The sequence below is a fragment of the Cohnella phaseoli genome (genome assembly GCF_003386235.1).
In the GTDB taxonomy this organism is placed as follows: Bacteria; Bacillota; Bacilli; order Paenibacillales; family Paenibacillaceae; genus Cohnella; species Cohnella phaseoli.
Window position 1 is genome coordinate 290,897 of sequence record NZ_QRDZ01000002.1, and the last position, 26,885, is coordinate 317,781.

Genomic DNA, 26,885 nt, shown 5'->3' on the forward strand with positions numbered 1-26,885 from the left:
CACTCCGTTAACCGGCCATAAAGAAAAAAACCGACGCCCAGGCTATACTTGGTAGTATTGCCCGAATGTCGGCACCTATAGTCATATAATCTCCAGCAGTTCGCGGATATCGTCCTCCGTCAGTGCGGACAAAGACGTCTCGCCCGGCTGAACGATCTCTTCGATCAGATCTTTCTTGCGCTGCTGAAGCTGCAGTATTTTTTCCTCTATCGTCCCTTGAGCGACCAGCTTGAACACTTGGACAACCTTTTTCTGTCCGATGCGATGCGCCCGATCCGCCGCCTGCTGCTCCACGGCCGGATTCCACCACAGATCGAACAGAACGACCGTATCCGCCCCGGTCAAGTTCAGTCCCGTGCCTCCGGCCTTCAGCGAGATGAGAAACATATCCCGTTCCCCGCCGTTAAACGCATCGCACATTTCCAAGCGCCGAGCGGCCGGCGTAGAGCCGTCCAAATAAAAGTAAGGTACGTCCCTTCCGTCCAGCTCTTGCCTGATGATGTCGAGCATCGATGTAAATTGCGAGAATACGAGCATCCGCTTGCCGGCCGAACGACATTCCTCGACGAGCTCAAGCAGTTGCTCCAGCTTGCCGGAGCTGCCTTCGTAGCCTTCCAGAAACAGTGAAGGGTGACAGCAAAGCTGTCGCAGCCGGGTCAGCCCGGCCAATATTTTCATCCTATTGCGCTGGAAGCCGCCGTTCTCGGACAAATCCCGCACCACTTCGGTCTGCAGCTTCTCCAGATAAGCCAGGTAGAGCCGTTTCTGGTCGCCGGACAGCTCCGACGGCTGCACGCTTTCGATTTTGTCGGGCAGTTCCTTCAGCACATCGCTCTTGAGCCTGCGAAGAATGAACGGCCGCGCCATTCTGGCGACCTCGTCTCGCGATAGCTCGTTAAACGATTTGCGGCTGCCGAACAGGCCCGGGAATATCGCTTCGAAGATCGACCACAGCTCGTCGAGCGAATTTTCGATCGGCGTACCCGTAAGCGCAAACCGCTGTCCGGCTTGAAGACGCCTGACCGCATGCGCGGTCAGGGAAGCGTAGTTTTTGATGGCTTGCGCTTCGTCCAGGAACAACGCCCGAAACGTCCGCTTCTCGTACCAGTCGATATCGCGACGCAGCAGCGGATACGAGGTGATCCAAACATCCGTTTCCCGAGAGCCTTCATCGTCCATCAGTCCGCCCCGCTCCTGGGGATCGCCGGCCGCGACGATCGTCCTGAGCTCGGGCGCGAACCGTTTGATTTCCCGCTCCCAGTTGTAGATCAGCGATGCCGGACAGACGATCAGCACCGGCGACGGCGCCCCGCTTTCTTCCGTAGGAACAGCCGCTTCGGAGACGATATAAGCGATGCTCTGTATCGTCTTGCCCAGCCCCATATCATCGGCAAGAATGCCTCCCAGACGGTAATGGGACAGCGTCTTCAGCCAGTGGAAGCCGAATTTCTGGTAGTCGCGCAAAGTCGGCTCAAGCTCGGACGGAATCTTGAAATCCAGATTGTCGGGATGACGAAGATTGTCCCACAGCTGCCGCAGCGACTTGCCGACTTGTACTCCGCGGGAGGCGCCGCTGAAGCGGTCCATCAGCTGGAAGCCGCGAACGGCCGGCATGCGCATCCGCGTCCCGTTCATCTCCGACCGGTGGAAGTCGAGATCCTCGAACAGCCTGCTAATATCGCGAAAGCTGGGCTGCTCGAGAGATAGAAACCGTCCGTCGGGCAGTCGGTAATATTTCCTTTTCTCCTGAAGGTTCCGCATCAAGCTGCGAACGTCCTCTTCCTCCAGCCCCTCCATATCGAAGGAGACTTCGAGCCAGTTCGTTCCCACGTCGACGTCCAGCCGGGCGCGGGGCTCGTACTCGACTTCGCGCATAACCGCACGAACCGCATCTGTCGCATAGACGTCCACGTCGTCTCCAAGCTGCGGAAGAATGTCGTACAGAAAATCGTACATGTCGTCCTCTTGATCCAAGTAGACGTCCTTGCCGTTAAACTTGAAGGCGGCTCGTTCGATCAACGCCATAATACGATGCTCCCGGTCGAGATCGCGCATGAGCAGAACGTCCTCCCGAGCGTTCTTGATCGCCTTCTGCGGAAGCGGACTAATGACGATATCGTCGTACACGTATTCCAACCGCGCCAGCAGCCGGTCCTCCTCCAACTCCAAATAAAGGCGGGCGTTAAGAGGTGGACTGACGATCCGATCGGCGATATGAGGAGAGATGTCTACCCGAATCATCGTCTTTAGCTCGCGCACGACTCGATCGATAAACGGTTCGATCTGCTCCGGAGAGATGAACAGTCTGGTGCCCGACTCGTAGCGAAAAAGCTCTTGCAATTCCGCCAGTCGTCCAAGCCGCTCGGAATCGGCTCGAAACAGAAGCCCTCCCGAGACGGCAACGCCGTACTCATCCAGCAGCACGATGTCGTTCAAGCCTTCGAACACAAGCTGATAACCGCTTCCGGCTTTATCCAGACGCGCCGCAACGGGAAGCTCCCCGTCGACCAGCTCCATGCGGTGAACGCCGAGCTTATCCTCGAAGCTAACGTTCGTATGCACCAAATGAGGCAGCATTCTCTCCCATACGGCAGGTGGAACGGCCAATATTCTTTCCTCCCGATAAGAGTAGGAGGACAAGGAATGTAGCAGATCCTTGTAAGTTTCTTCGGCATGCATCGCTTCCTTCAGCAGCCCGATCAACGCCTCGTCATGCTCGTTAAACGAATGCTCCGAAGGATCGTACGAGAAGTGCTTGGCGAACGCCATCTGCGTGCCGCTCTCGACATGCTTCAGAAACTCTTTGATTTTCTGAACGACGTACATGCGGGACAGCCCGATTTTCATCGAAACGGCCATCATTGTGCGGCCGCCGAAGCTTCTCACCAGCTTAAATCCGAATTCCGTCGCCAGCGTTCGCTTATCCCAAGTCTCGTCTTCCAGCGCCTGCATGGAAGCTTCCGTACGACGGCTTAAAGCCCGATCGAACAAAAAGATAACCTGCTTCGTCAGATGGACGTCCTTCCCGGACATCTCTTCCTCCTCCGCAGGCAATCTCTCCCCCTCACCCAGCTTCAACAATACGGCGACGATATGCTTGCAGTAGGAGAGGGGAGCATAAGCCTCGCACCCGCATGACGCCCTCAGCTCCCCGTCCCTGCCGATTTCTACTTCGACTTCGTATTTCTCGTTGTTTGCTCCCTTTACGACGGCCTTGTAGCTTGCTTCGCTGTCCGACTCCATCCTGACGGCCAGTACTTGACCCGAACGAAAATAAGCTTCGCCGCGCAAATACGTCGCATCGTCGCTCATTTCCCGGATCTTTTGCTTATCGAAGACGAATTCGTTCACGCCCTTTGAACCGATAAACGACAAGCCCGTCACGCCGCAGGCATTGGCGTGTCCGTAGGCTTGGCGTATCCGGTTTGATAGTTGCTGTCGATTAGCTTGCGAATTTCCAAATTCGATTTGCCCTGCTGCTTCATCTGGGCCGATTCGACGGCGATCTGAACACAGACGCCGCATCTCGTGCCGTGATCGTCCCATTCGACCGTGCCGTCTGCGCGAACTTCGTTGATGAAGCAATTCAAATTGCTCTTATGTCCTGCACTGTCGCCGCAGCCGCAGTAGCAAGGAATCCATTGCAGCGTATCCTCTATTGTACCGGCAATCTGGTAGGCCAGCCTCACCGCTTCCGGCTGCTCTTCGAGAAAAGAAGGCATCTTATCTACGGAAGCGGTAATTTCTCTGAGATCTCCGTTAGGCGCGTGGGAGAGATGCTCCTCATGGGAGTTTTCGGCTTTACCGCAAGCGGCAGCCGCAAGCAGCCCCAGACCGATTGCAGCAACCGCCAGCCTCTTCAGCTTAGCCATGTCTCCTCCCCGGTATAACCCCTGTCTCGGCGTAAGCCGCCGCGATCTGGTCGATTTCCTTCTTCAGCTCGCTGACGAGCTCCGCCTCCGGCACCTTGCGGATCATCTCCCCGTAGCGGAACAGCATGCCTTCGCCACGAGCGCCGGCGATGCCGATGTCGGCTTCGCGCGCTTCTCCCGGACCGTTGACGGCGCAGCCGAGAACGGATACCTTGATCGGAACCTTAAGCTTGGACAAATATTCCTCAACCTCGTTTGCCACGGCGAACAAGTCGATATCGAGCCGTCCGCAGGTCGGACAGGAAATAAGCGTCGGAGCGTCGGTAATCAGACCGAACACCTTGAGCAGTTCTCTCGCCGCCTTGATCTCCTCAACCGGGTCTGCGCTGAGCGAAATTCTCATCGTATTGCCGATGCCGTGGTTAAGCAGCACGCCAAGCCCCGCCGAGCTCTTAATCGTGCCGGAGAACAGCGTCCCGGCTTCGGTAATGCCCAGATGGAGCGGATATCGAATCACTTCGGCCGCTTTCGTATACGCTTCGATCGCCATAGGCACGTCCGAAGCTTTAAGCGAGACGATAATATCGTGAAAATCAAGCTCCTCAAGAATGCCGATATGGAATAGCGCGCTCTCAACCATAGCGTCTGCCGTCGGGTATCCGTACTTCTCCAGCAGATGGTTTTCCAGCGAGCCGGCGTTCACGCCGATGCGGATCGGAATTTTGCGTTCCTTGCACGCCTTAACGACCGCTTCGACTTTCTCGCGGCGACCGATGTTGCCGGGATTGATCCGCACCTTGTCGATGCCGTTCTCAATCGCCAGCAGAGCCAATCTGTAATCGAAATGAATATCGGCAACGAGCGGAATGCTGATCCGCCGTTTAATTTCCTTGATCGCTTCCGCCGCTTCCTTGTTGTTGACGGTAACTCGCACGAGCTGGCAGCCTGCTTCCTCCAGCCGTTTGATCTCGGCGACGGTCGCCTCCACGTCCGCCGTTTTGGTCGTGCACATGCTTTGCAATAGGACCTTGTTGTTGCCGCCGATCGTCAGGTTGCCGACTTGCACAGCGACGGTGTCCGTACGTTTGTACATAAAATTTCTCCCCTGTATACGCCAAAGTCCACCCCGCATAGGCGGGGTGGAACCGGCAATCTAGGCGAATTCCGCGGCGGCCGAAAGGCCTTGCGGCTTCCGTCCTGCTCCCGTTACGCGCTTTCTTCTTTTTTCTTGCCTTTTTTGGTCGTCAGCTCCGGCGCTACCTTGTCTTTGATCGCCTTTTCGGTGACCAAGCAATTGACCACATCGTCGCGTGAAGGCACATCGTACATTACGTCGAGCATAACGCTCTCGATAATGGCCCGAAGTCCGCGCGCTCCCGTGTTCCGCTTGATCGCTTCGCGAGCGATCTCTTCCAGCGCGCCGCTCTCGAATTCGAGCTTGACGTTGTCCATCTCCAGCAACTTCTGATACTGCTTGACGAGGGCGTTCTTCGGCTCGGACAGAATGCGAACCAATGCCGGCTCGTCGAGCGGCTCCAGCGTGGAGATGACCGGAAGACGGCCGACAAACTCGGGAATCAACCCGAATTTCAGCAAATCTTCAGGCTGCGCAAGCGACAAATATTCGCCCGGCTTCATATCCTTCTGTCCTTCGAGGACGGAGCTGAAGCCGATTACCTTTTTGCCGATCCGGCGTTTGATAATTTGCTCCAGGCCGTCGAAAGCGCCGCCGCAGATGAACAGAATGTTGGTCGTATCGATCTGGATAAACTCTTGATGCGGGTGCTTGCGTCCGCCCTGCGGAGGCACGGAAGCGACCGTACCTTCGAGAATTTTCAGCAGCGCCTGCTGCACGCCTTCTCCGGATACGTCGCGCGTGATCGAAGGATTTTCGGATTTGCGGGCCACCTTGTCGATCTCGTCGATGTAGATGATGCCGCGCTCCGCTTTCTCCACGTCGTAATCCGCAGCCTGGATCAGCTTAAGCAAAATATTTTCGACATCCTCGCCCACATAGCCGGCTTCCGTCAACGAAGTCGCATCCGCGATCGCGAACGGTACGTTCAAAATTTTGGCCATCGTCTGCGCAAGCAGCGTCTTGCCCGAGCCTGTAGGACCTACGAGCATGATGTTGCTCTTCTGCAGTTCGACGTCCTCGATCTTGGCTTGGGAGTTAATGCGCTTGTAGTGGTTGTATACGGCAACGGACAGCGATTTCTTCGCCTGCTCCTGGCCGATGACGTATTGATCCAAAATGTTGCGAATATCCTTCGGCTTCGGAATGTCCTTCAGATCGAGCTCTTCCTCGTGGCCGAGCTCCTCCTCCACGATCTCCGTGCACAGCTCGATGCACTCGTCGCATATATAGACGCCGGGGCCGGCAACCAGCTTTCTTACCTGATCCTGCGATTTGCCGCAGAACGAACACTTCAACTGGCCTTTCTCGTCGCTGAACTTGAACATGTATACCCTCCTTATTCAACCGCTCCTAGTGTCCGCTTTTGATCACGCCGCATCACAAGAAGCTGAAAAGCGGACTTATTAAAGTCGCGGGAAGTTGTTGTCTTCTTAAGCTTGCGGATTGTCGACAGCCGTCGGCTGGGTGATGACCCGGTCGACCAGACCGTAAGCGACCGCTTCTTCCGCACTCATAAAGTTATCGCGGTCGGTGTCCCGTTCGATTTTCTCGTACGGCTGGCCGGTTCGCTCAACGTAGATCTGATTCAGCTTCTGCTTCGTCTTGACGATCCAATCCGCATGAATCTTAATATCCGATGCCTGACCTCTTACCCCGCCAAGCGGCTGATGAATCATGATCTCGCTGTTCGGAAGCGCAAAGCGCTTGCCGGGCGCGCCCGCCGTCAGGAGCAAAGAGCCCATGCTGGCGGCCATTCCTACGCAGATCGTGGATACGTCAGGCTTGATGAACTGCATCGTATCGAAAATTCCCATGCCGGCCGTTACCGAGCCGCCCGGGGAGTTGATGTACAGATGAATATCCTTCTCCGGGTCTTCCGCCGCCAGGAATAACAGCTGAGCGATAATGAGATTGGCGACATCGTCGTCAATCGCGCTTCCGAGAAAAATAATGCGGTCCTTCAAGAGTCTTGAGTAGATGTCGTACGACCGCTCTCCGCGATTCGTTTGCTCGACGACCATAGGTACTAGCATGTTACCAACCCCTTTTCTCAATAGACGTTCGAATCTCGGTAATAGTTTAACACGTTCAAATCGGAATGTCATGTTGACGGGCCGTTTTCGGGCTTTCGTCGTTCCAACTCTTGGCATTTCGTATGTATTCAGGGTGAAAAATAAGGCACGCGATTTGCACGTGCCTTGTCTTTGTTGCGCAGATTACTCGGATTTGCTGTTTTCTACGAGGAACTTCACGGCTTTGCGAACTTTGAGATCCGCATTCAGGTTGTCCAGGTAGCCGTTCGCGGAGAAAATGCCGCGAAGCTCATCCGCAGGACGATTGTAAAGCTTCGACAGGTTGTCAAGCTCTTCGTTTACGTCCTCTTCGGACACTTCCAGGTTTTCCGCTTTGGCGATTTCTTCAAGCACAAGGTTGCTGCGAACGCGCTTCTCGGCGTCGCCGCGCATTTGCCCTTTCAGGGCCGCTTCGTCCTGGCCGCTGAACTGGTAGTACAGGTCGAGCGTCATGCCTTGCTGGCGCAGACGATTTTCGAAATCCTTCAGCATAGCGCCGATCTCGGTCTCGAGCATCACTTCCGGAACTTCCAGCTCGGCCGCTTCCGCCGCTTTGTCGACGATCGCCGTCTCGCGAGCCGCTTCGGCGTCCTTCGTTTTACGCTCGCCTAGCTTGTTAGACAGATCGGCTTTGAACTCGTCCAGCGTGTCGAACTCGCTTACGTCTTTGGCGAATTCGTCGTCGAGCGTCGGCAGGTTTTTACGCTTGATCTCATGCAGCTTCACTTTGAACACGACCGCTTTGCCGGCCAGGTTCTCCGCTTGATAGTTTTCAGGGAAGGTAACGTCGATGTCCTTCTCTTCCGCGATGTTCAGGCCGACAACTTGGTCCTCGAAGCCCGGAATGAACGAGCCGGAGCCGAGTTCCAGAGAATGCTTCTCGCCTTTGCCGCCTTCGAACGGTACGCCGTCGAGGAAGCCTTCGAAATCGATGGAAGTGAAGTCGCCCAGTTGAGCCGGACCTTCGTCAACGACGACCAGCTCCGCGTGACGCTGTTGCAGACGCTCAAGCTCCGCGTTCACTTCTTCTTCCGTTACTTCCGCGCTCTCTACAGGGACGACTACGCCCTTGTATTCGCCCAGCTTCACTTCCGGCTTTACCGGAACTTTCGCTTTGAACTTGAAGGATTGGCCTTTAGCGAATTGCTCTACGTCGATATCCGGACGATCGATCGGCTCGATGCCGACTTCGTCGATTGCCTTCGTGTACACTTCAGGAAGCAAAATGTCGATCGCGTCCTGATACAAGCTTTCAACGCCGAAACGAGCTTCGAAAATCGCGCGCGGCACTTTGCCTTTGCGGAAGCCCGGTACGTTTACTTTCTGAACGACCTTGCGGAATGCTTTGTCCAATGCCAGAGTGACTTGCTCCGCGTCCACTTCAACTTCAAGAACGCCGAGGTTCTTCTCTATTTTTTCCCAATTTGCTGTCATATTATGCTTTCCCCTCCGTAACATCTTGCCGCTGCGATGCGACAAATCACATAAACCATTCCATTATAGAACAACATTGCGCTCGGTTCAAGGCACAAACCGTTATAATCCTTCATCGATCGGTAATTAATCCGTAATTTGCGGCTCCATCGCATAGCTTCTAAGCCAGCGCAGCGCCTGCTCGTAACGAAAGCGCAGCTCATCGGTAATGCCGTACTGCTCTCTGATGCCTTCATCGTTCATCTTCGCGTGCAGCCTCTCCATCAACAGTTGGTGAAGCGCGGCCGCCCAGACGTCCGAGGAGCCGTCGTCGTCCTCGGCCATGCTTTTGAACATCGGCGTCCCGTAGGCCAATTCGGCGCAATCCTTCCACGTCTCTTCCGCGAAGTAGGAAAGAGTCGGGTCCGACACCTCCGCCGACTGCTTCACCCGTTCCAGCGCCTGATGCATCCCTTGGGGAAACTCCGCGAAGCTTAACGGCGTATCCGCCGCCTCCACGGTCAAGCTCTCTCCGTCTCTCCAGAACGCTACGGGCCCGCTTCCACCCTGTTTCCGGATCGCCTGTAATGCGCGAAACTGCACGGGGGCGATATATTCCTCGCGGGCTAGCCACTGTCTGAGAGAGCTGTCGATGTCCGGATGAAAAAGATGCTGCAATTGCGCCAAAATGAGCATCTGCTGACCCGGGTCGTCGCCGTTGTGCAAGGAAGCCAGCAGCTCAGGTATGTAATTGACATCCGATTGGGTACGCTCCGCCAATCTGCGCTTGAAAATTTCCTCTTCGCCTTCGTCTTCCTGCTCGTCGCCCTGCATCCATGCCTCGTAATCCAAATCTCCCTCGGCTGTAGGGAACGCGGCGTCGAGCCACCCGAGCAGCGCCTGCCATTCCGTATGATGCCGCTCCGCTTCCCCCCTGCATTGAAGCAGGAAGCCGAGCAGCGCTTTGGCTTCGCCGTAACGCTCCGTTTCCAGCATTTTCGTCAGCTGTATTTGATAATAATCCAGCGTTTTCGGAAACAGCACCAGATTATCTTTCGGTTGATCCGTCATGTGGGCAGTTCTCCTCCACCTGTACCGGCATTTGAAACGCACATCGTCTGCAAAATTATAGCATGAACGCATTCTAAAAGAAAAAATCGCTTTAGGACGTGTCTGAAAACCCGCTCAGGGGCACCTTTCACCGCCTTTTCGCCCCTTGCTGCGTCACTTTTGCTTGACGAACCTCCGGTTCGGCATTCATTTTTCGCGCAGCCTGCCGGCATATATGACGAAGCCGTCGAATTGGCGTGGGCTGACGTGGATTATTTGCAATCTGTGCGAATGCACTGGCCGTATATTGGCCTCCACATAAGCTATCACATGACTTCAATCTTCGCAGTTGGGTGGTGATTGCATGAGTTACCCGGTTGGAGGCGCAGGCGTTGGTCCTTGCTACGGCGGCGGCGGCGGCATGGGCGCGGCAGCATTCGCGCTGGTGTTGTTTATCCTTCTCGTCATTATCTTGCGTGCCGGTGCTGGCATCTGGTAAGAGCTACACCTCCCAATCGCCGCAGATGACGACTCTAATTCCACTCTAGATGGCGAATGTTGCTTCTGCTGAGAACCCCCGCCGCGGCGACTGCCGCAGCGGGGGTTTTCTGCAACATGCAACTATTCGCGCGCCAAATCGTACATAACTATATACGATTCCCCCAGCAAAGGAGCTGTTGAATATGAGATTTAGAGCCGACGGCGCAATGATTGTCTGTCCCTGCTGCAGGAACGACACTTTCGATAAAGATTACAGACAGCTCAACTCAAGAGGGGCTACCTTCTTCGGCTTGGATTGGGCGAACCGGAACGCCACGATTCTTGTCTGCCAGCGCTGCACGCATATTGCCTGGTTCATGTCCGAGCCCGAGCGTTGGGACGATTAGCTGCCGCCGTCACGATCCCGTTGCCGTCCGTCCCAGAGCGCAACAAGGAAAGAAGCCCATACCTTCGCTCAGAAGGGTATGGGCTTCTTATGTATCGTCCAAACGAATGTGTCTTCGTAAATGGCGTCCCAGGAGGGATTCGAACCCCCGACCGACGCCTTAGAAGGGCGTTGCTCTATCCAGCTGAGCTACTGAGACACGCAAAAAGTATATTAGCATATAAAGGGATGTCGCGCAACCCTTTTTTGTCGCCTATTTTTGTTCCAGGGTACAGACGGAGGCCCTTTATTCCCGCTAAAGATTTGAAATTGCTCCCCTAACAAGCTAAGATCATTTAAGAATGTTAAAGAAAATGAAGGTGATCATGATGACCATTCGAGCAGCCGGCGAGCGCGACGCATCGTCCCTCGCCCGCCTTATCCTGCTGGCTATACAGGATATCGCTTACCAACTGACAGGGGAATCCTCCGAACGAGACGTCTTGCGTCAGCTGGAAGCGTTCATCGACGCTGAAGGCAACCGTTTTAGCCGTTCCTGCATTCTGGCGAAAGTAGAAAACGGCATTCCCGTCGGGATGATTTTGTGTTATCACGGCAGCGACGCCGAGCGGCTTTACAAACCCGTTCTGGAGCATCTCAGCCGCAAGAGCGGAAATCCGGCGATTACGATCGATGACGAAGCGGATGAGGACGAGTATTACATCGACGCGATCGCCGTCGACCCTTCGCAGCAAGGCAAAGGATATGCCAAACAGCTCATCGCGGCGGCCGAAAACAGAGCCAGGGAGCTGGGCCACGACAAAATCGCCTTAAACGTCGATCAGACGAACGAAGGCGCGCACGCTCTATATGTTAAACTTGGCTACCGTGCGGACAAGGAAATCAAGATTCATGACAAACCCTTTTGGCACATGGTCAAAAGCCTGTCTTAACCTTGGAGGAGAGATCGGAATGTGGCTAATCTATGCACTGCTATCCGCCGCGACGGCGGCCCTCGTCGCCGTCTTCGGCAAAATCGGATTAAAGGATGTCGATGCCAACTCGGCAACGGCTATCCGCGCGGTCATTATGGCGCTTTTCCTGCTCGGTGTCGTCGTTGTTCAAGGAAAGTTCACTCAGCTCGGCGAAATTTTCACGCAAAAAAAGGCGCTGTCGTTTATCGTGCTCAGCGGGGTAGCCGGGGCACTGTCGTGGCTGTTTTATTTTCTGGCCCTTAAGGGGGGGAAGGTGTCCCAGGTCGGACCGATCGACAAGCTCAGCGTTGTGCTGGCCGTGCTGCTCGCCTTTTTCTTTCTTGGAGAACGAATTTCATGGATCAATTCGGCCGGCGTCGCATTAATCGCCATCGGCGCCATTCTCGTAGCTTGGAAATAGTCCTTATTCGGCTTTAATCCATGTGACCTGTTTCGCCTTCAGGGCAGATTTCCACTCCGGAGGAGCGGAGACGTCGCTGACGACAAGATCGATATCCTGCAGATCGGAAATCTTGAACAGTTGGGCCTGGCCAAACTTCGTCTTGTCGGCTACGACGATCGTCTGCTTCGCATGTTCGATGATTTTACGGGCAAGCACGCCTCTCGGAGTGTCAAAGCCTGTCAGCCCACGTTCGACCGTTAACCCGTCCACGGAGATAAAAGCCTTGTCGGAATAAAACAACTCGGCCATCCGGACTGCGACCGTTCCGGTCGAACGGGACTGCGACGCATCGATCTCCCCACCGATGAAATAAATTTTGCCGCTGAACAAACCTCGGTTCGCATAGTCGATCAGCTTGCACATGCCGGCGACGCAGATCGTCAACACCGTAATATTTTTTTTACCCAGTATGCCGTCAATCATTGGCAGCGTTGTCGTACCGTCGTCGATAAAGATGACGTCTCCGTCTTCCACAAGAGTCGCCGCAGCCAAGCCGATTCTGCGCTTCTCCTCGGAATTGATCGCCTCCCGCTTCTGATAGGCCGGCTCCTCTCGGGATTCATCCAGCTTCAGCGCCCCGCCGTAGACGCGTTTCAGCTTGTTGTCCGCCTCGAGCTCCTCCAAATATTTGCGAATCGTCTCCGACGATACCTTCAGCTCGTTGACGAGATCGAACGTTCTGACCTTTCCTTCCAAATTCAACTGCTGCAAAATGTAAGCTTTACGCTCTTCTCCGACTAATGACACGCTATCTCCTCCTACTTTTAAACATCTACATATGTAAAAGGGTACACCAGCCGGGAAGAGCTGTAAATCGCCATAGTGCAAAGAAGCCGCCCAGCCCGTAAAGGGCGGAGCGGCTCGCGAAGTCAGCCTCGTCTGATCCGGTCAAGTCTTTTCGGATTGTTCATCGCAGAATGGGCGATATTGTTTTTGAGCGTCTCCTCGACAAATTCCTCGCCCTTATGGGCGATTTGATTGCCTTTATTTTTCTTGAATTGGTCCGTCACCGCTGTCTCACCTCCCCCGCTACTGCAAAATGTTCATCGATTCGATGTGGTTTCTCGTCTCGTACGTGCCAAGCTCGTGCAGCATCCGGTAAATGTCTTTAAGCAGCGCATCGTAGGTCTCGTTTTGCGGCGAATCGGCGACCAGCGGAGAGCCGCTGTAATCGAAAATTTCGTCCTCATCCGCATCCTGGGCATCCTGGAACAGCTCTTCCAGCTTGTCGATCTCCGCTTCGGTAGCCCGAATCGCGAATTCGAAGGCGGCCGCCTCGGGATCCGTCAAAATTTGTCCAGGCCCCACCGCAACGTAGTAAGTTCTTTTGCCGTCCTCCGGCGTATCGGCGTCATTCATGCGCGTCGGACTCCTTTCCCCCGCTGACGGGGCGTAGTCTCCGTCTATTTTCTCCCCGCGGACATACATCTTATGCCCTTTTTCGTCATATCCATCTGAATATGCTTCGAATGCCCTTTGATCGAAGGCAAGGAACTGAGGAACGGAGTGTAGGAAAACCTACATGAGTACCGGAAGGTCCGGCTGAGTTCAAGATTCGACGTCGAGTCTGCTTCATGGAATAGCATCGTGATCAAAATCGGACTTTTTGAACTACCTCAACAAATGAGAGTTCAAAAAGTTCGGTTTTCAGCACCGAGAAGGTTGGATGAAGCTAGGAACTGAGGAACGGAGTGTAGGAAAACCTACATGAGTACCGGAAGGTCCGGCTGAGTTCAAGATTCGATGTCGAGTCTGCTTCATGGAGAAGCATCGTGATCAAAATCGGACTTTTTGAACTACCTTTTAGAAAGGAGGGGGAGACCGATGTGCGGGATTACCGGTTGGATAGACTGGAATGCGGATTTAACGAGACAGGCGAATACGATCGAGAAAATGACGGAAACGCTCGAACCGCGAGGTCCGGATGCTAGAGGCACGTGGCTTTCCCGTTATTGCGCTTTCGGGCACCGCCGCCTGAGCGTGATGGACCCCGCGGGAGGAGCACAGCCGATGATTCGTCCGGCCAAGGACTCGGACAGTCACGACTGCGTGCTTGTGTATAACGGTGAGCTGTACAATGCACCGGAGCTGCGCAGGGAATTGGAGACTCTTGGTTATCGCTTTCGCACGACGTGCGATACCGAAGTGCTGCTGCTGGCGTATGTGGAATGGGGACCGGGCTGCGTGGATCGGCTTAACGGCATTTTCGCGTTTGCGGTGTGGCATACGGCGGAACAAAAATTGTTTATGGCCAGAGACCGTCTCGGCGTCAAGCCGCTGTTCTACCGTCGAGAGGAAGGACGGTTGTTGTTCGGCTCCGAGCCAAAGGCGATTCTGGCTCACCCGGATGTGGAGGCGACCATCGACGCAGAGGGACTGGCGGAGCTGTTCGTCATCGGTCCGGCACGCACGCCGGGACACGGGGTATGGAAGGACATGTGCGAATTGAAGCCCGGACACTGTCTGCTTTACGACCGCAACGGAATGAAGCTGCACGCCTACTGGCAGTTGGAAAGCGCGGAGCATGAGCAGGATGTCGCGAGTACGGCCGAAGCGGTGCGCGAGCTGCTCGCGGACACGGTCGAACGGCAGCTCGTCTCCGACGTGCCGATCTGTACGCTGCTGTCCGGAGGGCTCGATTCCAGCGCGCTGACCGCATTTGCGGTCGACTACTACGATAGAACGGGTCAGGGCCGGGTTCATACGTTTTCGGTCGATTATGTCGATAACGACAAGCATTTTCAGGCCCACGATTTTCAGCCGAACGCGGACGCCCCGTGGATCAAGCGGATGAACGACTATTTGGGGACGATTCATCATCCGAAGCAGTTCGATACGCCGGAGCTTGCGGGAGCGCTCGACGCTGCGGTGCTGGCGAAGGATTTGCCCGGCATGGCGGATATCGACGCTTCCTTGTATTTATTTTGCCGGGAGATTAAAAAGGAGGCGACGGTGGCGATTTCCGGCGAGGCCGCCGACGAAATTTTCGGCGGTTATCCGTGGTTTCATCGAGAGGATGCGCTTAAGGCGGAGACTTTTCCTTGGTCGCTTGCGACGGATTTGAGGGCCAGCCTGCTATCTCCGGAGCTCAGAGCCAAGCTCAGACCGCAAGAATACTTGGCCGACCGCTACGCACAAGCCGTCGCCGAGGTTCCGCAGCTTCCCGGAGAGAGCGAAGCGGACCGGCGGATGCGGCGCATGTCGTATTTGAACATTACCCGCTTCATGCCTACGCTGCTCGACCGCAAGGATAGAATGAGCATGGCCGTCGGCCTCGAGGTTCGAGTGCCGTTTTGCGATCACCGGCTCGTCCAATATGTGTTCAACATCCCTTGGGAGATCAAGACGGCGGGCATGCGCGAGAAAGGCATTCTGCGCAAATCGCTTGAGGGCGTGCTGCCCGACGACGTGCTCTATCGCAAAAAAAGTCCGTATCCGAAAACGCACAATCCGCACTATTTCGCCGCTGTAAGAGACCGACTGCTGGAAAAGCTGGACGATCCGTCGTCCCCGCTGCTCCCGTTGGTCGACGCCGCCCGCATCCGCGAGCTGGCCGCAGCGAGCGATGCCGGCTCCCATATTCCGTGGTTCGGCCAGCTCATGTCCGGCCCTCAGTTGTTCGCCTACTTGCTGCAGGTGGATTTCTGGCTGCGGCATTATAAGGTCAAGTTGGTTTTGTAGCGAAGGAGTCGATAATAGCGCGGCCTCGCCCGCTTTGCAAAAAGAGGGCTGCCCCATAAGCTCTCTTAGTTGCTTTCAAAGATGATCCATACTAAAGGTTAAGGGGGATGTACCTCCTTCCGATGCGATACGCTCCCGAAATCTGAATGGGTAAACCCATCACAGAGTAATTTCGGGAGCGTATGAGGCAATCTACAGGAGGTACATACCCCTTACTTGGTGTAATGATCATCTTAAGCAACTTAGCTTATGGGACAGCCCCTCTAGGTTTACTCTTTATCCGCAAGCAGCGCCAGCAGCTTCCTCAGCGCTACGCCGCGATGGCTGATCCGGTTCTTCTCCTCCGGGGTCAGCTCGGCCATACCGCGCTGCAGGGAAGGCAGCCAGAACAGCGGATCGTAGCCGAAGCCGCCGCTGCCGCGAGGACGATTCATAATCCGTCCTTCGACGTAGCCTTCCGCCGCCAGCTTGCTGTCGTCCGACGGATCGTACAGCACCAGCGAGCATGCGAACCTGGCCGAGCTCAGCGCCGCGACATCTTCGCCCGCTTCAGGCAGCGGGTCGCCCGAAGAGACCACACGCCCGAGCTCTCGCAGAAGCTTCTCGTTGTTGGCGGCGTCGTTGGCCGGCTCGCCCGCATAACGGGCAGAGTATACGCCCGGCGCTCCGTCCAAAGCGTCGACGATCAGCCCGGAATCGTCGGCAAGCACCGGCATTCCGACCAGGGCGGCAACCGCCTTCGCCTTAATTGTCGCGTTTTCCTCAAAGGTCGTCCCCGTCTCTTCGATGTCCGGAATGCCTTCAACCTCGTTCAGATCCTGGACGATCACTCCAAGCTGACCGAAGGCTTCGCGGAACTCCTTCGTTTTCCCCCGGTTTCTCGTCGCGATCAGCAGCGTGTCTCCCTTGCGAATCATTGACCGCCACCGCCGATCCGCGCACCGGCCTGTCCTAACGCTTCCTTCTGCCGCGCGATCAGCTCCTGAATTCCGGCTTCCGCCAAGCTCAGCATCCGATCCAGCTCCTGTCGCGTAAACGGCGCCTCCTCGCCCGTGCCCTGTACCTCGACAAAAGCGCCCGCTCCCGTCATGACGACATTCATATCGACCTTCGCCTTGGAGTCCTCTTCATAGTTCAAGTCAACGACCGGCTGATTCTGTATAACTCCCACGCTGACCGAAGCCAAGTAATCCGTCAACGGATACTTCTCAAACGTAATCGTGCCCGATAACTTATGTATCGCCAGTGCAAGCGCAATAAAAGCGCCCGTAATGGACGTCGTTCTTGTTCCTCCATCCGCTTGAAGCACGTCGCAATCGAGCGTAATCGTCCGCTCCCCGAGCGCATGCAGGTCGACGACCGAGCGCAAAGCCCGTCCGATCAAGCGCTGAATTTCCATCGTCCGCCCCGTTAGCTTACCCTTGGCGGATTCCCTATGATTGCGGGTATGCGTCGCGCGGGGGAGCATGGCGTATTCCGCAGTTACCCATCCCTTGCCTTGCCCTTTAAGAAACGGAGGCACTCTCTCCTCCACGGACGCCGTGCATAGCACCTTGGTGTTCCCGACTTCGATGAGCACGGAGCCCTCCGCATATTTATTCGGGTTCAGCGCAATTGCGAAAGACCGCAGCTCGCCTTGTTGTCTGCCATCGGATCTCATTGATTAACCTCCCAACTACTCAATCCTTCCCATTCTACCAGAGGTTGAACGCAAAAGCATCCGAACCACTGCCGCCATCGCTGAAAAAAGCTGCGCCTCGCTCGGAATCCGAGTAGGCGCAGCCGGTTAATCGAATCAATGGTCAGCGTGCGAGCGAGTTAATGTAGAGCGGACGGGTAACCGGACGGTCATACGTGCGTTTGTCCGAATCCAGGAAAGAATCGTCCCCGTTCATGACGACGCTCACCTGGGGCAAATCCGTCGCTTCCGTTAGCGTAAGCACGAGGGCCTCCATCATGCTGGACGGCACTTCGGACTTCGGCATTCCTGCGGCGTCCTTCAAAGAAACGTTGACGGTATCGGCCATGCGGACAAGCTTCTCGATCGAGACGTCCGGGGTCAGCACCGGCTGAAGCGCCTTCGTGTTCTGCGGACCCGCGATCAGCTGCTCAAGCGCCGCCTTCGCAGCGTCTTCCTGACGGTTGACGAGCCTCGTAACAGGGACAAAGTAGCCTTCCCCGTCCGCCGTCTGCGAGGAAAAGTACAGCGTTACGCCCATCGCATAGGTCGGCTGAACGTCCTTGCCCTTCTCCACGTTGATACCGAGTCCGCGGGTCAAGACGGCGTCTACCGGCAAGCCTGAGGAAGGCAGCGAACGGATCGGCAGGCCGCCGACAGACAGCTTTACCTTATCGATGCCGGGCAGCTCCGTCAGCGTCCAGACAAGCGCTTCGATTACCTTACGCTCCCGCGAGGCGGGAATCCCGGGTAGCGGAGCGGCGAAATCGACTGATATCGTCTGCTCGGCGGCATTTTCCGTTACTGCGTTGACCTTCGTCCCTTCCGGCAGCACGGCTACAAATCCCGGCGGCAACTGGTCCGCCAGTTGCCGGTTGGCGGTCATCCAAGCGATAGCCTTCTCCGCTCCGGAAACCGGGTTGGCCGGCTGCTGGTCCACCCTAAGCGACATGGGAGCCAAATATTCGTTGCGGTCAAGCAAATAGACGGTAATCATCTCGCCGACATCCGTGATTGCGGTTTGCTCGGCGTCCTGCATCCATACCTCTTCCAGATCGCTTGGTGGAGGATCGATGCTGGTCTGGGCGGCATTGTTTCCATCTTTTCCTCCAACCAGACTGCAGGCGGATAGCAGCGGAACAAGCAGCAGGAGCAGCGCCCATTTTCTCAGCGTGGTCTTACGATACAGCGTCTTTCTCATGAACTAACCTCCCTTGAATTGGGACCGTCGAATAGACTGCCGTTTCACCGGAACTCTATTTGTAGTACTATGTATACGAGCCCTTGGCGCAAATATGTTAGTTTGTCCCATTTGAGTTCAAACGGAGGCCGACAGGCTTCAGAAAGAGGTGTTGAGAATGTCCCAACCGAACGTGTACCGCCTTAACAGCAAACAGGTCGCGCAAGCGACGGAAGAATGGCTGACGAAACGCGGCGTAACCAAGGAGCAAATCGGACAGCTCGTCATGCTGCTGCAAAAAGATTACTTCCCGGATTTGACGCTTGACGAGTGCGTCCTCAACGTCGAAGCGGTATTGTCCAAGCGCGAGGTGCAGAATGCGGTGCTAACCGGCATTCAGCTAGACATGCTCGCGGAGGAAGGCAAGCTTCTGCCGCCCCTGCAGGACATGATCGCCTACGACGAAGGACTCTACGGCTGCGATGAAATATTGGCTTTAAGCATTGTTAACGTCTATGGCAGCATCGGCCTGACCAATTTCGGATATGTCGACAAGCTGAAGCCCGGCATTTTGAAAAAGCTGAACGACAAGAGCAGCGGAGCGACCCACACTTTCCTGGACGACATCGTCGGCGCCATCGCCGCGTCCGCTTCGAGCCGTATTGCCCACCGCAAGCAGGCAGAGCGCGAGGAAGCGGCCCGCCAAAGCGGAGAATAAGACCCGCCGTCTCGGTGATGAACCCGGACTTTTTGCACTAGCCTAACAAGCAAGGCCCATCCGCCAAGTCGATTGCTGCACTTAGCGAATGGGCCTTGTTTATTTTGCGTCCGTTCAGCTTCACTGCCGACGCCAGCGCTCAGCCGCCTCGCCGGGTGCTCCCTCATGGACAATTCGGACGATCATCCCCTCGGCTTCCATCCGGACAAGATGGGCGATCGTCTCCGCCAGCGCAAAGCGCAGATTGTGCGTATTGCTTCTCAGCTTGGCTCCGAACAACAGCTCGCACACTTCGAAAGCGGTAAGCTCTCCGTCTCCGATCAGCTCCGCCATCTTGTTCATCCGCCGAACGTGATGATCGAGCAGTTCGTCGATCCGCTCGCGGTAACGGGAGTAAGGATTCCGATGGCCTGGAAACAAAATGCCCACCTCCAGCGATCGGAGCCTCCGCAGACTGTCCAGAAAAGACAGCAGCGGGTCTGGATCTCCCCCAGGCATCCAACCGATGTTAGGCGAGATGTCCGGCAACACCTGATCTCCTCCAAGCAATCGACGGCTCATCCGATCGTAGAAGAGCAGATGGCCCGGAGCATGGCCTTCTCCCCCATGCACCTCCCATTCGATGCCGCCCATCACGAACGTCTCTCCCGGCGAAACGAGCCGCACTTCGCGCGGATGCGGCGACACCTTCTCCCGAAAACCTGCCAGATGCCCGTGCATAGCTTCGCCCAGCTCTGCGGGCAATCCATGGCGCAGCAATGCTGCGGTCAACTCGTCCGAGAACGTCTCCCCTTCTCCCCATAGCCGGCGCACATTGCGCAGCGCAACCGGGGACATCCAGACCGGCGCGCCGGTGCGCTCCTGAAACCACCCGGCCATCCCATAATGGTCGGGATGATGATGGGTGACGACGATGCTGGTAATGCTCGTCCACGCCAGATTGCGACTCCTCATCAACTCTTCCCAGAACGCTTCCGTCTCCTCCAGCCGCAGCCCCGGGTCGATCACCGTCCAGCCTGCTTCTCCCTCGGGCAGCAAATATGCGTTTACCCATTTTAACGAATACGGAAGCGGCACTTTAACCTGCAGCCAGCCTCCGTCCCATTCCGTAATCCGATCGTTCATCGTTCGCATCTCCCCACAATAATCAATCGTTTCGCAGCTCTTTCCCCGTTATGGACCGCCCTCTTCATCGCCGCAAAACGGTTGCCGAATTTCCATCCCGACCTTCATTGTTCGCCAGTCCCAATCCAACCGGGGCAATCACCGATAGATAGATGTCCTCATATGATGGAGTATTCTCGCTAGCCCCCGGGAAGGAAGCCTCTAAGCCTTCTCCGCGACATTCGCACAGGTGGAAGGAGTACGAAACATGTCCACCCCGAAAATCGACGTTCATGTCGTCAGTTCCGGCATACTGTCCGACGACGTCCTGATGCTGGGGGAGTCCCTGATCAAGCAATTGAGAATACCCTCCCAGCAGCACCTTGCTCTGCAGTTCGGTTCTTTCCGCCACTCCGTTACCGTCGTCCCGGTTCCCCGGTACGAGGGGCTGCGCATCAGCCAAACGCTCGCTCGCCGAATGGGCATCTATTCGGGCACTCCGCTGCGTCTGCTGTATCAGCAGTCGACCCGGACGCTCGCCCTCGGCCCGTTGATCGGCGTGCTGGTCAGCCGGGATCATTCGAATCAGCCGGATAAGCCGTTCGGGGATATTACGATGTTTTGCCGCGAGCTGACGGATGCCTGCCGGAGCCAAGGCGCATACGTGTATTTTTTCACTCCGAACGCCATCGGGTCAAGTCTCTCTTCCGTGGAGGGCTGGGTATACACCAAAGGCTGGCACAGGTTAACGCTCCCGGCGCCCGATGTCGTCAACAATCGTCTCACCTCCCGCAAACTGGAGAACAGGCCGGTTGTTCAACAGTTCATGGGGGAAATCAAGCGCCGCTTCGGCGCGCACGTGTTCAATGAGAAGTTTCTCGACAAGTCGGAAGTGTTCGACGCGCTCAAGAAGGACGCAGGCTTGCAGAAGTATTTGCCGGAATCCCACTCCCTGCACAACTATACGATGCTCAAAAGCATGTGCTCCAGGTACAGCACCGTCTTCCTTAAGCCTGTAAGAGGCAGTCTGGGCAAAGGCATCATTCGCGTTTCCCGTCTCGGTCCGGACAACTGGCAAGCTTCGTACGCCACAGCCCTCGGCACGAAGCGGCAAACGTTCGGAAGTCTGGTGAAGCTGTTCTCTACGCTCGCAGGCAAGATGAAAACCGTTCGTTACCTGATTCAGCAAGGCCTGCAATTGATCGAAATCGGCGGAAGGCCGGTCGACTACAGGGCGCTCGCGCAAAAAAACGCCAGCGGCAAATGGGCGATTACTTCGATTGTCGCCCGAACGGCGGGGAGCCAGCACTTCGTCTCTAACCTCGCCCGCGGAGGCACGTTGTCGACCGTCAGAGAATCCGTCGCCAAGTCCAATCTTCCCGCCCAACATCGGGGAGACGCTTCCTTGCGCCTGTCGAGAGCCGCTTTGGACATTGCCAAAGGCATCGACATGTACATTCCCGCGCATTTCGCCGAGCTCGGCATCGATCTCGCGCTCGACACGTCCGGCCGGGTATGGCTGCTCGAAGTGAATTCCAAGCCTTCTAAGAACGATAACACACCGCTTAAGGAAGGAAAAATCCGTCCTTCGGTACGGATGCTCATTCAATATGCCCGCTATATTTCAGGCTTCTAAGACGGTCATCGGAGCGCCGTCGCCCGCAGAGCTCGGCGTGCTCGTCTGCGAGCGCCCAGGCTGGCCGCCGTTCGCCGAAAGTCGCTATGTCAAACGTTTGTCCGTTATCGCCGCCGGTTTAGGCATGCAGCTGTTCGCCTTCGCGCCCTGGACGTGGAACCCGCGGGACGATTCCGTCAAAGGATGGAGCTGGAACGAGCAATCGCGGGACTGGGAGCCTTCCAATCGCAGGCTGCCTTCCGTCGTCTACGACCGCGCCTGGCCGGAATCGGAGGAGGAGAAGCTGCGGTATCGACGTGCCCTGAAAGCCGTTCAAACGGCCAAGCGGCTCGTGCTTCTCAACGGTAGCCTGCCGCACAAAGGCAAAGTATACGAAATGCTCGTCAAGGAGAGCGAGTTCGCCGCTTACTTGCCGCCTACAGCCTTATACGAGGGCGCTTCCTCGCTGGCTCTTTGGCTGCGCAAACACAACGGCGCCGCCTTCCTTAAGCCGGTCGCCGGAAGTCAAGGCAAGCGGGTGCTGGCTATTACGCTCGATTCGGGAGGCGGTGCGGCGCTGTCCGGAAGGGACGACCGCAATCGGCCACTTATACGCAGCTATGACAACTCGGCTGAAGCGCTGCGCAGAATTGATCGCTGGATCGGCGACAGGAAGTATCTGATGCAGCCGCTGCTGGATATGAGAAGCGGCTCCGGGGAGCCTTACGACCTCCGAGCCTTGATGCAGAAAAACCGTCGCGGTAGATGGTCGTTGACCGGAATCGCCGCCCGGATCGGCGCCCCTTCGTCCGTTACGGCCAATCTTCATGGCGGAGGCAAGGCCGCTCCGGCTGCCGGTACTTTGATTGCGCAGTTCGGCGAACGCCGGGGCGGGGAACTGCTGGAGGAGATCGCCAAGCTATCTTCGTCCATTGTCACGCGTTTGGAACAAACTTTTGGGAGATTCGCCGAAATCGGTTTGGACTTCGGAATAGAACGGAGCGGCAAGCTTTGGTTTCTGGAAGCCAACTCCAAGCCGGGCCGCTCCGCCATGAGCTCCGCTGGCGAAGGAGCCGCCTCGGCCGCAGCGGAGCAGCCTCTGTCCTATGCCAAATCCATCTTGCTTCGACTTGCGACAACCGACGCGCGGCGATCGCCGCCGGGTAGCGGTTGCGCTTCACCTGGGAGGGTAATTCATGAGTTTGACCATCTGTAACGTCCATTTCACACAGCAGCCGGAACGTATCGTATGGTTCTCCAGCCCGCTTGCGAAGCTGCTTAAGCTTGGCGGACGTAAATCGGTCAACGTCAAGCTCGGCAAAGACGTCGTGCCCGCCACGGTTCGAACCATCAAACGTAAAGGCAACCATGTATATATGTCCGCGGGGCTGCGCCGTTCCGTGAAAGTTCCGAAATCAGGCAGCGTCTATCTCGTAGGCGAAGAAGGAGAAGACATTCAGCTCGGTCCCTTGATCGGGGTACTCACGGACAGCGGAACGCGCTCTTCCTCCGCCCCGTTCGGTGAACGGACCGGGTTCGTCAAGCAATTGCTGGGCCTTGGCCAGAAGCGCGCCTACATGTTCGCCTTTACGCCCCGGGATATCAACTGGCAGCAGGAGAAGATCAACGGCTGGTTTCTCGACGGCGGAGGCGGCTGGACGAGACGAATCGTCCCGCTTCCCGACGTCATCTATAACCGGCTTCCGAGTCGGCGCGCCGAGACGGGCGCAACGATCACCTCGCTTCGCGAGCGGTTTATTCGCAAGAAAATCCCGTTTTTCAACTGGAGCTTCTTCAATAAAGCCGACGTCTATAAGCTGCTCGACAACGATCCCGAAGCGCTGCGGCACTTGCCAGAGTCGGTCAACAACCCGGCGCCGGAGAAAATTAAAGAGCTTCTGGAGAAGCATCAGTTTCTGTACTACAAGCCAAGCGCAGGCAGCCTCGGCGCAGGCATCTATCGCCTGACCTATCATCCGCGCAAAGGCTATTTCATCCGCTATCGCAAAAGCGGCGGCAACGTGCTGCTGCGCTTCAGTACCTTTGCCGGCCTGATGAAAATGCTGAGAGCCCGACACGGAGGCGACTTGAACAACTATGTCGCACAGCAAGGCATACGCCTTGTCGAAATCGACAATTGTCCGATCGATTTCCGCTTTCACATGCATAAGGACGGACGCAACGAATGGGTCGTCGCCGGTATCGGGGCCAAGAAAGCCGGACGCGGAAGCGTAACGACGCACATCAAAAACGGGGGCTCGCTCATGACGCCCGAGCAGGCGCTCGGCCGCGCGTTCGGAGCGCGTTCGGAGGAAGTACTGAAGGAGGCTAGAACGGTTGCCGTCCGGCTGTCCGAAGCGATCGAGCGGAATTATTCGCACCAACTCGGCGAGCTCGGCCTCGACATCGGCATCGACCGCGACGGCGAGGTATGGATGTTCGAGGCGAACGCCAAGCCCGGCAGATCGATCTTCAAGCATCCCGCCTTGAAGGAGCAAGGCAAAGCCTCTCTGGAATACATTCTCGAGCATTGTCTCTATCTAAGCAGATTCCGCAGGAGGGATGAATCTTGACGATTCCTAAACCTCTCCAAACCAAGGCGAGCGTAATGGAAGCGACGACCGACAAGCCGGTCGTCGCAATCCTTACAATCGAGGACGATACGCAATTGTTTAGGGGCAATCGGGCGAACTTCGCGGATTTGATCCAAACCGGCCAGCAGATGGGCATTCTCACTTACGTCGTTACCGTTAAGCATTTGAAGCTGCAGGCGCCCAGAATACTCGGCTATATATTTCGGGAATCGGACGAAACTTGGGTGCAAGCCTGGTTCCCCCGTCCTCATGTCGTATACAACCGGATTCCGCAGCGGGAGGACGAACGGCTGCCAAGAGTGAAGAAGAAACTGTCCGCCTTGGCGAAGCAGCCCGACATTCGTCTATTTAATCGACGTTTCTTCAACAAATGGTCGCTCTTCCAGTGGCTGAACGAGAGCAGAGCAACGAAGCCTTACATCCCTGAAACGAAAAAACTGACCGACTCGCTCGTGCTGAGCAGCCTGCTCAAAAGGCATCGCCTGCTCTACCTCAAGCCTGTTCGCGGCAAAGCAGGCGTCGGCATTATGACCGTAACCGTACAGCCGGAACGAAAACTGCCCTATCGTCTGCAGATTCAGGAGGAGAAGGGCAGCCGAACCTTCCGCGCAGGTACGATGAGGAGGCTGTGGGATCGCGTCTCGCGACAATCCGAGCGGCTTGGAGAGCCTTACATCGTCCAGCAGGGAATCGCACTTGCCTGCGTGAACAATCGGCCGTTCGATCTGCGCGCGCTTGTGCAGAAGAACGGGGCCGGCCAGTGGGAGCTTTCCGGCATCGGTGCAAGAGTTGCTGGCGATTCCAGCATTACGACTCACGTGCCCAGAGGAGGTTACATCGACGAGCCGGAGAAATTGCTTGTGTCCGTGTTCGGACAGGATAAAGCAGGCAAGGTGCTCGGCAAGGTGAAAGGGACGACGATTACGCTAGCTAAGCAAATCGAACGATCTTCGCATAGCAGGCTGTGTGAAATGTCGATGGATCTCGGCGTAGATACGACCGGCCATGTCTGGTTTTTCGAAGCCAACTCCAAGCCGATGAAATTCGACGAGCCGCACATTCGCAACAAGTCGCTGGAACGAATTTTTCAATATAGTCTATATCTGCACCGTTTGAAGCACGAATCTGGGGGAGGCGCGGTCACGTGACGTCGAACAGAGCATCCCTTGTCGCTTCAGACAGATTTCCATCGTTCGCGACGGCTTCGCCCGAGCGGAGGTGAATCTACGGTGCGACAGCCTACCCTCGGCATACTGACTCTTTATTTGAACGAATCGAAGTCGTTGGAAGAAAGGCCGGTTTACGAGAAAATGATTGCGGCTGGCAAGCGGGTCGGCTTGGACGTCTTCGTATTCACGCCTCAAGACGTGGACGACGGCAAAGAGCTCATCCGCGCCCAGCTGTACAACCCGGAGACGAAGAAATGGAGCCGCCGCTGGGTTCGCTTTCCTAACGTCATCTACGATCGCTGCCGGATTCAGAAAAGCCATCGCTTCGAACAATTGCTCGCTTTTCGCAAACGCTATTCCTATCTTCATTTTCTCAACCGGCCTCTTCGCAACAAATGGACGATCTATCGCGCGTTAAGCAAAGTGCCGGCCTTCCGCGTGCACTTGCCGGCCACAAGACTGTACCAGTCCGCTGAGGACGTTTCTCTGATGTTAAAGAAGTACCCGACCGTTTACCTGAAGCCGATCAACGGCACCGGAGGCAGAGGTATTCTGCGCATCGAGCGCGGGCGGGAAGGCGGCTTGCTGCTGCAAGGACGCAACCATTCGCGATCGATCGTACAGCCGAAGCATATTTCCCGCGGCCGGCTGGCTTCCGCGCTGGACAGCTGGGATAAGAAGGGCAATCGCTACATCGTTCAGCAGGGGCTGAACATTAAGCTTCCCAGCGGCAGAGTGCACGACTACCGAATGCTGGTGCAGAAAAACGGCTTGGGTATCTGGGAGGTTACCGGCTGCGCGGGCCGGGTCGGCCCTCTTCGCAGCATTACCTCCAACCTGCACGGTGGGGGCGAAGCGGCTCCGATGAACGATCTGCTGAGGCAATGGATCGGCAACGAGAGCGATATCCGGCAAATTCGCCAGACGGCGGAAGCGTTCGGGATCGACGTAGCGCGCTATCTGGAAACAACCTATGGCGCGCTGTGCGAGCTCGCCCTCGATCTGGCCATCGACCGGAGTGGAAAAATCTGGCTGATCGAGGTCAACCCGAAGCCCGCGCGCGAAGTATTTCATCAAGCCGGGGAGCGTGACGTATACCGCAAAGCGATCGTGCGCCCGATTGAGTACGCGCTATGGGCTTATCGGGAAAGGCGCGGCTTGCGCACCCAGAAAACAGGCTCCGGCGTCGCTGTCGATACGGAGCATCGTTCGTCCTCGGAAGCGAGCGACCAGGACGTCTCATAAAGCTGTAGAGACGGTTTCGGAAGCGAGCGACTTGGATGTTTCCTAAAGCGGCGG

General features: G+C 56.3%; 25 protein-coding genes and 1 tRNA gene. 11 read left to right on the forward strand and 15 right to left on the reverse strand.

Translation table 11 applies throughout. From position 1 onward, the window contains the following. Positions 1-81: 81 nt before the first annotated feature. The 7 genes from DFP98_RS03405 to DFP98_RS03435 form a co-directional block, all read right to left on the reverse strand. The gene (locus tag DFP98_RS03405) at positions 82-3,375 is read right to left on the reverse strand and encodes a DEAD/DEAH box helicase (RefSeq protein ID WP_246016393.1); all 3,294 of its coding nucleotides are present in this window, start codon (positions 3,373-3,375) and stop codon (positions 82-84) included. A gap of 5 nt (positions 3,376-3,380) precedes the next feature. Continuing rightward, positions 3,381-3,872 carry a PCYCGC motif-containing (lipo)protein gene (locus tag DFP98_RS03410; RefSeq protein WP_116059153.1) on the reverse strand — a complete coding sequence of 164 codons (492 nt, stop codon included), beginning with the start codon at positions 3,870-3,872 and terminating at the stop codon, positions 3,381-3,383. Continuing rightward, on the reverse strand, positions 3,865-4,965 hold the full coding sequence (ispG, locus tag DFP98_RS03415; RefSeq protein WP_116059154.1) for a flavodoxin-dependent (E)-4-hydroxy-3-methylbut-2-enyl-diphosphate synthase: 1,101 nt from the start codon (positions 4,963-4,965) through the stop codon (positions 3,865-3,867). The genes DFP98_RS03410 and ispG overlap by 8 nt, the downstream gene beginning before the upstream one ends. 113 nt (positions 4,966-5,078) lie before the next feature. After that, on the reverse strand, positions 5,079-6,335 hold the full coding sequence (gene clpX, locus DFP98_RS03420; protein ID WP_116059155.1) for an ATP-dependent protease ATP-binding subunit ClpX: 1,257 nt from the start codon (positions 6,333-6,335) through the stop codon (positions 5,079-5,081). A gap of 105 nt (positions 6,336-6,440) precedes the next feature. After that, positions 6,441-7,043, reverse strand: coding sequence for an ATP-dependent Clp endopeptidase proteolytic subunit ClpP (clpP, locus tag DFP98_RS03425; protein ID WP_116059156.1), 603 nt, complete (start codon positions 7,041-7,043; stop codon positions 6,441-6,443). Positions 7,044-7,226: 183 nt separating this feature from the next. Further along, a complete protein-coding gene (gene tig / locus DFP98_RS03430) occupies positions 7,227-8,516 on the reverse strand; it encodes a trigger factor (RefSeq protein WP_116059157.1) in 1,290 nt (429 codons plus the stop codon). A gap of 126 nt (positions 8,517-8,642) precedes the next feature. Then, a complete protein-coding gene (locus tag DFP98_RS03435) occupies positions 8,643-9,566 on the reverse strand; it encodes a hypothetical protein (protein ID WP_116059158.1) in 924 nt (307 codons plus the stop codon). A 343-nt stretch (positions 9,567-9,909) separates the two neighbouring features. Between DFP98_RS03435 and DFP98_RS03440 the strand changes: the two genes are divergently transcribed. Next, entirely contained in the window at positions 9,910-10,044 is a 135-nt protein-coding gene (locus DFP98_RS03440; RefSeq protein ID WP_116059159.1) for a sporulation protein YjcZ, read from the forward strand. A gap of 184 nt (positions 10,045-10,228) precedes the next feature. Then, on the forward strand, positions 10,229-10,432 hold the full coding sequence (locus DFP98_RS03445) for a hypothetical protein (RefSeq protein ID WP_116059160.1): 204 nt from the start codon (positions 10,229-10,231) through the stop codon (positions 10,430-10,432). Between the two features lie 121 nt (positions 10,433-10,553). Here the strand turns inward: DFP98_RS03445 and DFP98_RS03450 are convergent. Continuing rightward, positions 10,554-10,630, reverse strand: a tRNA-Arg gene (locus DFP98_RS03450). Positions 10,631-10,796: 166 nt separating this feature from the next. Between DFP98_RS03450 and DFP98_RS03455 the strand changes: the two genes are divergently transcribed. Both DFP98_RS03455 and DFP98_RS03460 read left to right on the forward strand, forming a co-directional pair. After that, complete coding sequence (locus DFP98_RS03455) at positions 10,797-11,363, forward strand: GNAT family N-acetyltransferase (protein ID WP_220377047.1); 567 nt, start codon at positions 10,797-10,799, stop codon at positions 11,361-11,363. A gap of 13 nt (positions 11,364-11,376) precedes the next feature. Next, positions 11,377-11,805, forward strand: coding sequence for an EamA family transporter (locus DFP98_RS03460; protein ID WP_116059289.1), 429 nt, complete (start codon positions 11,377-11,379; stop codon positions 11,803-11,805). 3 nt (positions 11,806-11,808) lie between these two features. On the opposite strand, the gene DFP98_RS03465 is transcribed toward DFP98_RS03460, so the two are convergent. The 3 genes from DFP98_RS03465 to DFP98_RS03470 all read right to left on the reverse strand — a co-directional run bounded on the left by DFP98_RS03465 (position 11,809) and on the right by DFP98_RS03470 (position 13,206). Next, the gene (locus tag DFP98_RS03465) at positions 11,809-12,594 is read right to left on the reverse strand and encodes a DeoR/GlpR family DNA-binding transcription regulator (protein WP_116059162.1); all 786 of its coding nucleotides are present in this window, start codon (positions 12,592-12,594) and stop codon (positions 11,809-11,811) included. A 122-nt stretch (positions 12,595-12,716) separates the two neighbouring features. Then, entirely contained in the window at positions 12,717-12,857 is a 141-nt protein-coding gene (locus tag DFP98_RS38875; RefSeq protein WP_181917466.1) for a hypothetical protein, read from the reverse strand. A gap of 19 nt (positions 12,858-12,876) precedes the next feature. After that, on the reverse strand, positions 12,877-13,206 hold the full coding sequence (locus DFP98_RS03470; RefSeq protein ID WP_116059163.1) for a hypothetical protein: 330 nt from the start codon (positions 13,204-13,206) through the stop codon (positions 12,877-12,879). A gap of 465 nt (positions 13,207-13,671) precedes the next feature. On the opposite strand from DFP98_RS03470, the gene asnB reads away from it, so the two are divergent. After that, positions 13,672-15,528: an asparagine synthase (glutamine-hydrolyzing) gene (asnB, locus tag DFP98_RS03475; RefSeq protein ID WP_116059164.1), complete on the forward strand. Its 1,857-nt coding sequence runs from the start codon at positions 13,672-13,674 to the stop codon at positions 15,526-15,528. Between the two features lie 269 nt (positions 15,529-15,797). Here the strand turns inward: asnB and DFP98_RS03480 are convergent, their stop codons facing one another. The 3 genes from DFP98_RS03480 to DFP98_RS03490 form a co-directional block, all read right to left on the reverse strand. Continuing rightward, the gene (locus DFP98_RS03480; RefSeq protein ID WP_116059165.1) at positions 15,798-16,445 is read right to left on the reverse strand and encodes an XTP/dITP diphosphatase; all 648 of its coding nucleotides are present in this window, start codon (positions 16,443-16,445) and stop codon (positions 15,798-15,800) included. After that, positions 16,442-17,188 (reverse strand): ribonuclease PH, encoded by a 747-nt coding sequence (rph, locus tag DFP98_RS03485; protein ID WP_116059166.1) that lies wholly within the window; start codon positions 17,186-17,188, stop codon positions 16,442-16,444. The genes DFP98_RS03480 and rph overlap by 4 nt, the downstream gene beginning before the upstream one ends. Positions 17,189-17,330: 142 nt before the next feature. Next, positions 17,331-18,407 carry a GerMN domain-containing protein gene (locus tag DFP98_RS03490; RefSeq protein ID WP_116059167.1) on the reverse strand — a complete coding sequence of 359 codons (1,077 nt, stop codon included), beginning with the start codon at positions 18,405-18,407 and terminating at the stop codon, positions 17,331-17,333. Between the two features lie 157 nt (positions 18,408-18,564). On the opposite strand from DFP98_RS03490, the gene DFP98_RS03495 reads away from it, so the two are divergent. Next, on the forward strand, positions 18,565-19,104 hold the full coding sequence (locus DFP98_RS03495) for a phosphatidylglycerophosphatase A family protein (RefSeq protein ID WP_116059168.1): 540 nt from the start codon (positions 18,565-18,567) through the stop codon (positions 19,102-19,104). Between the two features lie 120 nt (positions 19,105-19,224). Here the strand turns inward: DFP98_RS03495 and DFP98_RS03500 are convergent, their stop codons facing one another. Then, on the reverse strand, positions 19,225-20,229 hold the full coding sequence (locus DFP98_RS03500) for an MBL fold metallo-hydrolase (protein WP_246016394.1): 1,005 nt from the start codon (positions 20,227-20,229) through the stop codon (positions 19,225-19,227). A gap of 247 nt (positions 20,230-20,476) precedes the next feature. On the opposite strand from DFP98_RS03500, the gene DFP98_RS03505 reads away from it, so the two are divergent. The 5 genes from DFP98_RS03505 to DFP98_RS03525 all read left to right on the forward strand — a co-directional run bounded on the left by DFP98_RS03505 (position 20,477) and on the right by DFP98_RS03525 (position 26,831). Next, entirely contained in the window at positions 20,477-21,844 is a 1,368-nt protein-coding gene (locus tag DFP98_RS03505; RefSeq protein ID WP_116059170.1) for a YheC/YheD family endospore coat-associated protein, read from the forward strand. After that, entirely contained in the window at positions 21,819-23,039 is a 1,221-nt protein-coding gene (locus DFP98_RS03510; RefSeq protein WP_116059171.1) for a YheC/YheD family endospore coat-associated protein, read from the forward strand. The genes DFP98_RS03505 and DFP98_RS03510 overlap by 26 nt, the downstream gene beginning before the upstream one ends. After that, complete coding sequence (locus DFP98_RS03515; protein ID WP_116059172.1) at positions 23,020-24,396, forward strand: YheC/YheD family protein; 1,377 nt, start codon at positions 23,020-23,022, stop codon at positions 24,394-24,396. Before DFP98_RS03510 ends, DFP98_RS03515 begins: the two co-directional genes overlap by 20 nt. Beyond that, entirely contained in the window at positions 24,393-25,565 is a 1,173-nt protein-coding gene (locus DFP98_RS03520) for a YheC/YheD family endospore coat-associated protein (RefSeq protein WP_342772456.1), read from the forward strand. The genes DFP98_RS03515 and DFP98_RS03520 overlap by 4 nt, the downstream gene beginning before the upstream one ends. Before the next feature lie 81 nt (positions 25,566-25,646). Further along, positions 25,647-26,831, forward strand: coding sequence for a YheC/YheD family endospore coat-associated protein (locus DFP98_RS03525; protein ID WP_116059173.1), 1,185 nt, complete (start codon positions 25,647-25,649; stop codon positions 26,829-26,831). Positions 26,832-26,885 lie beyond the last annotated feature (54 nt).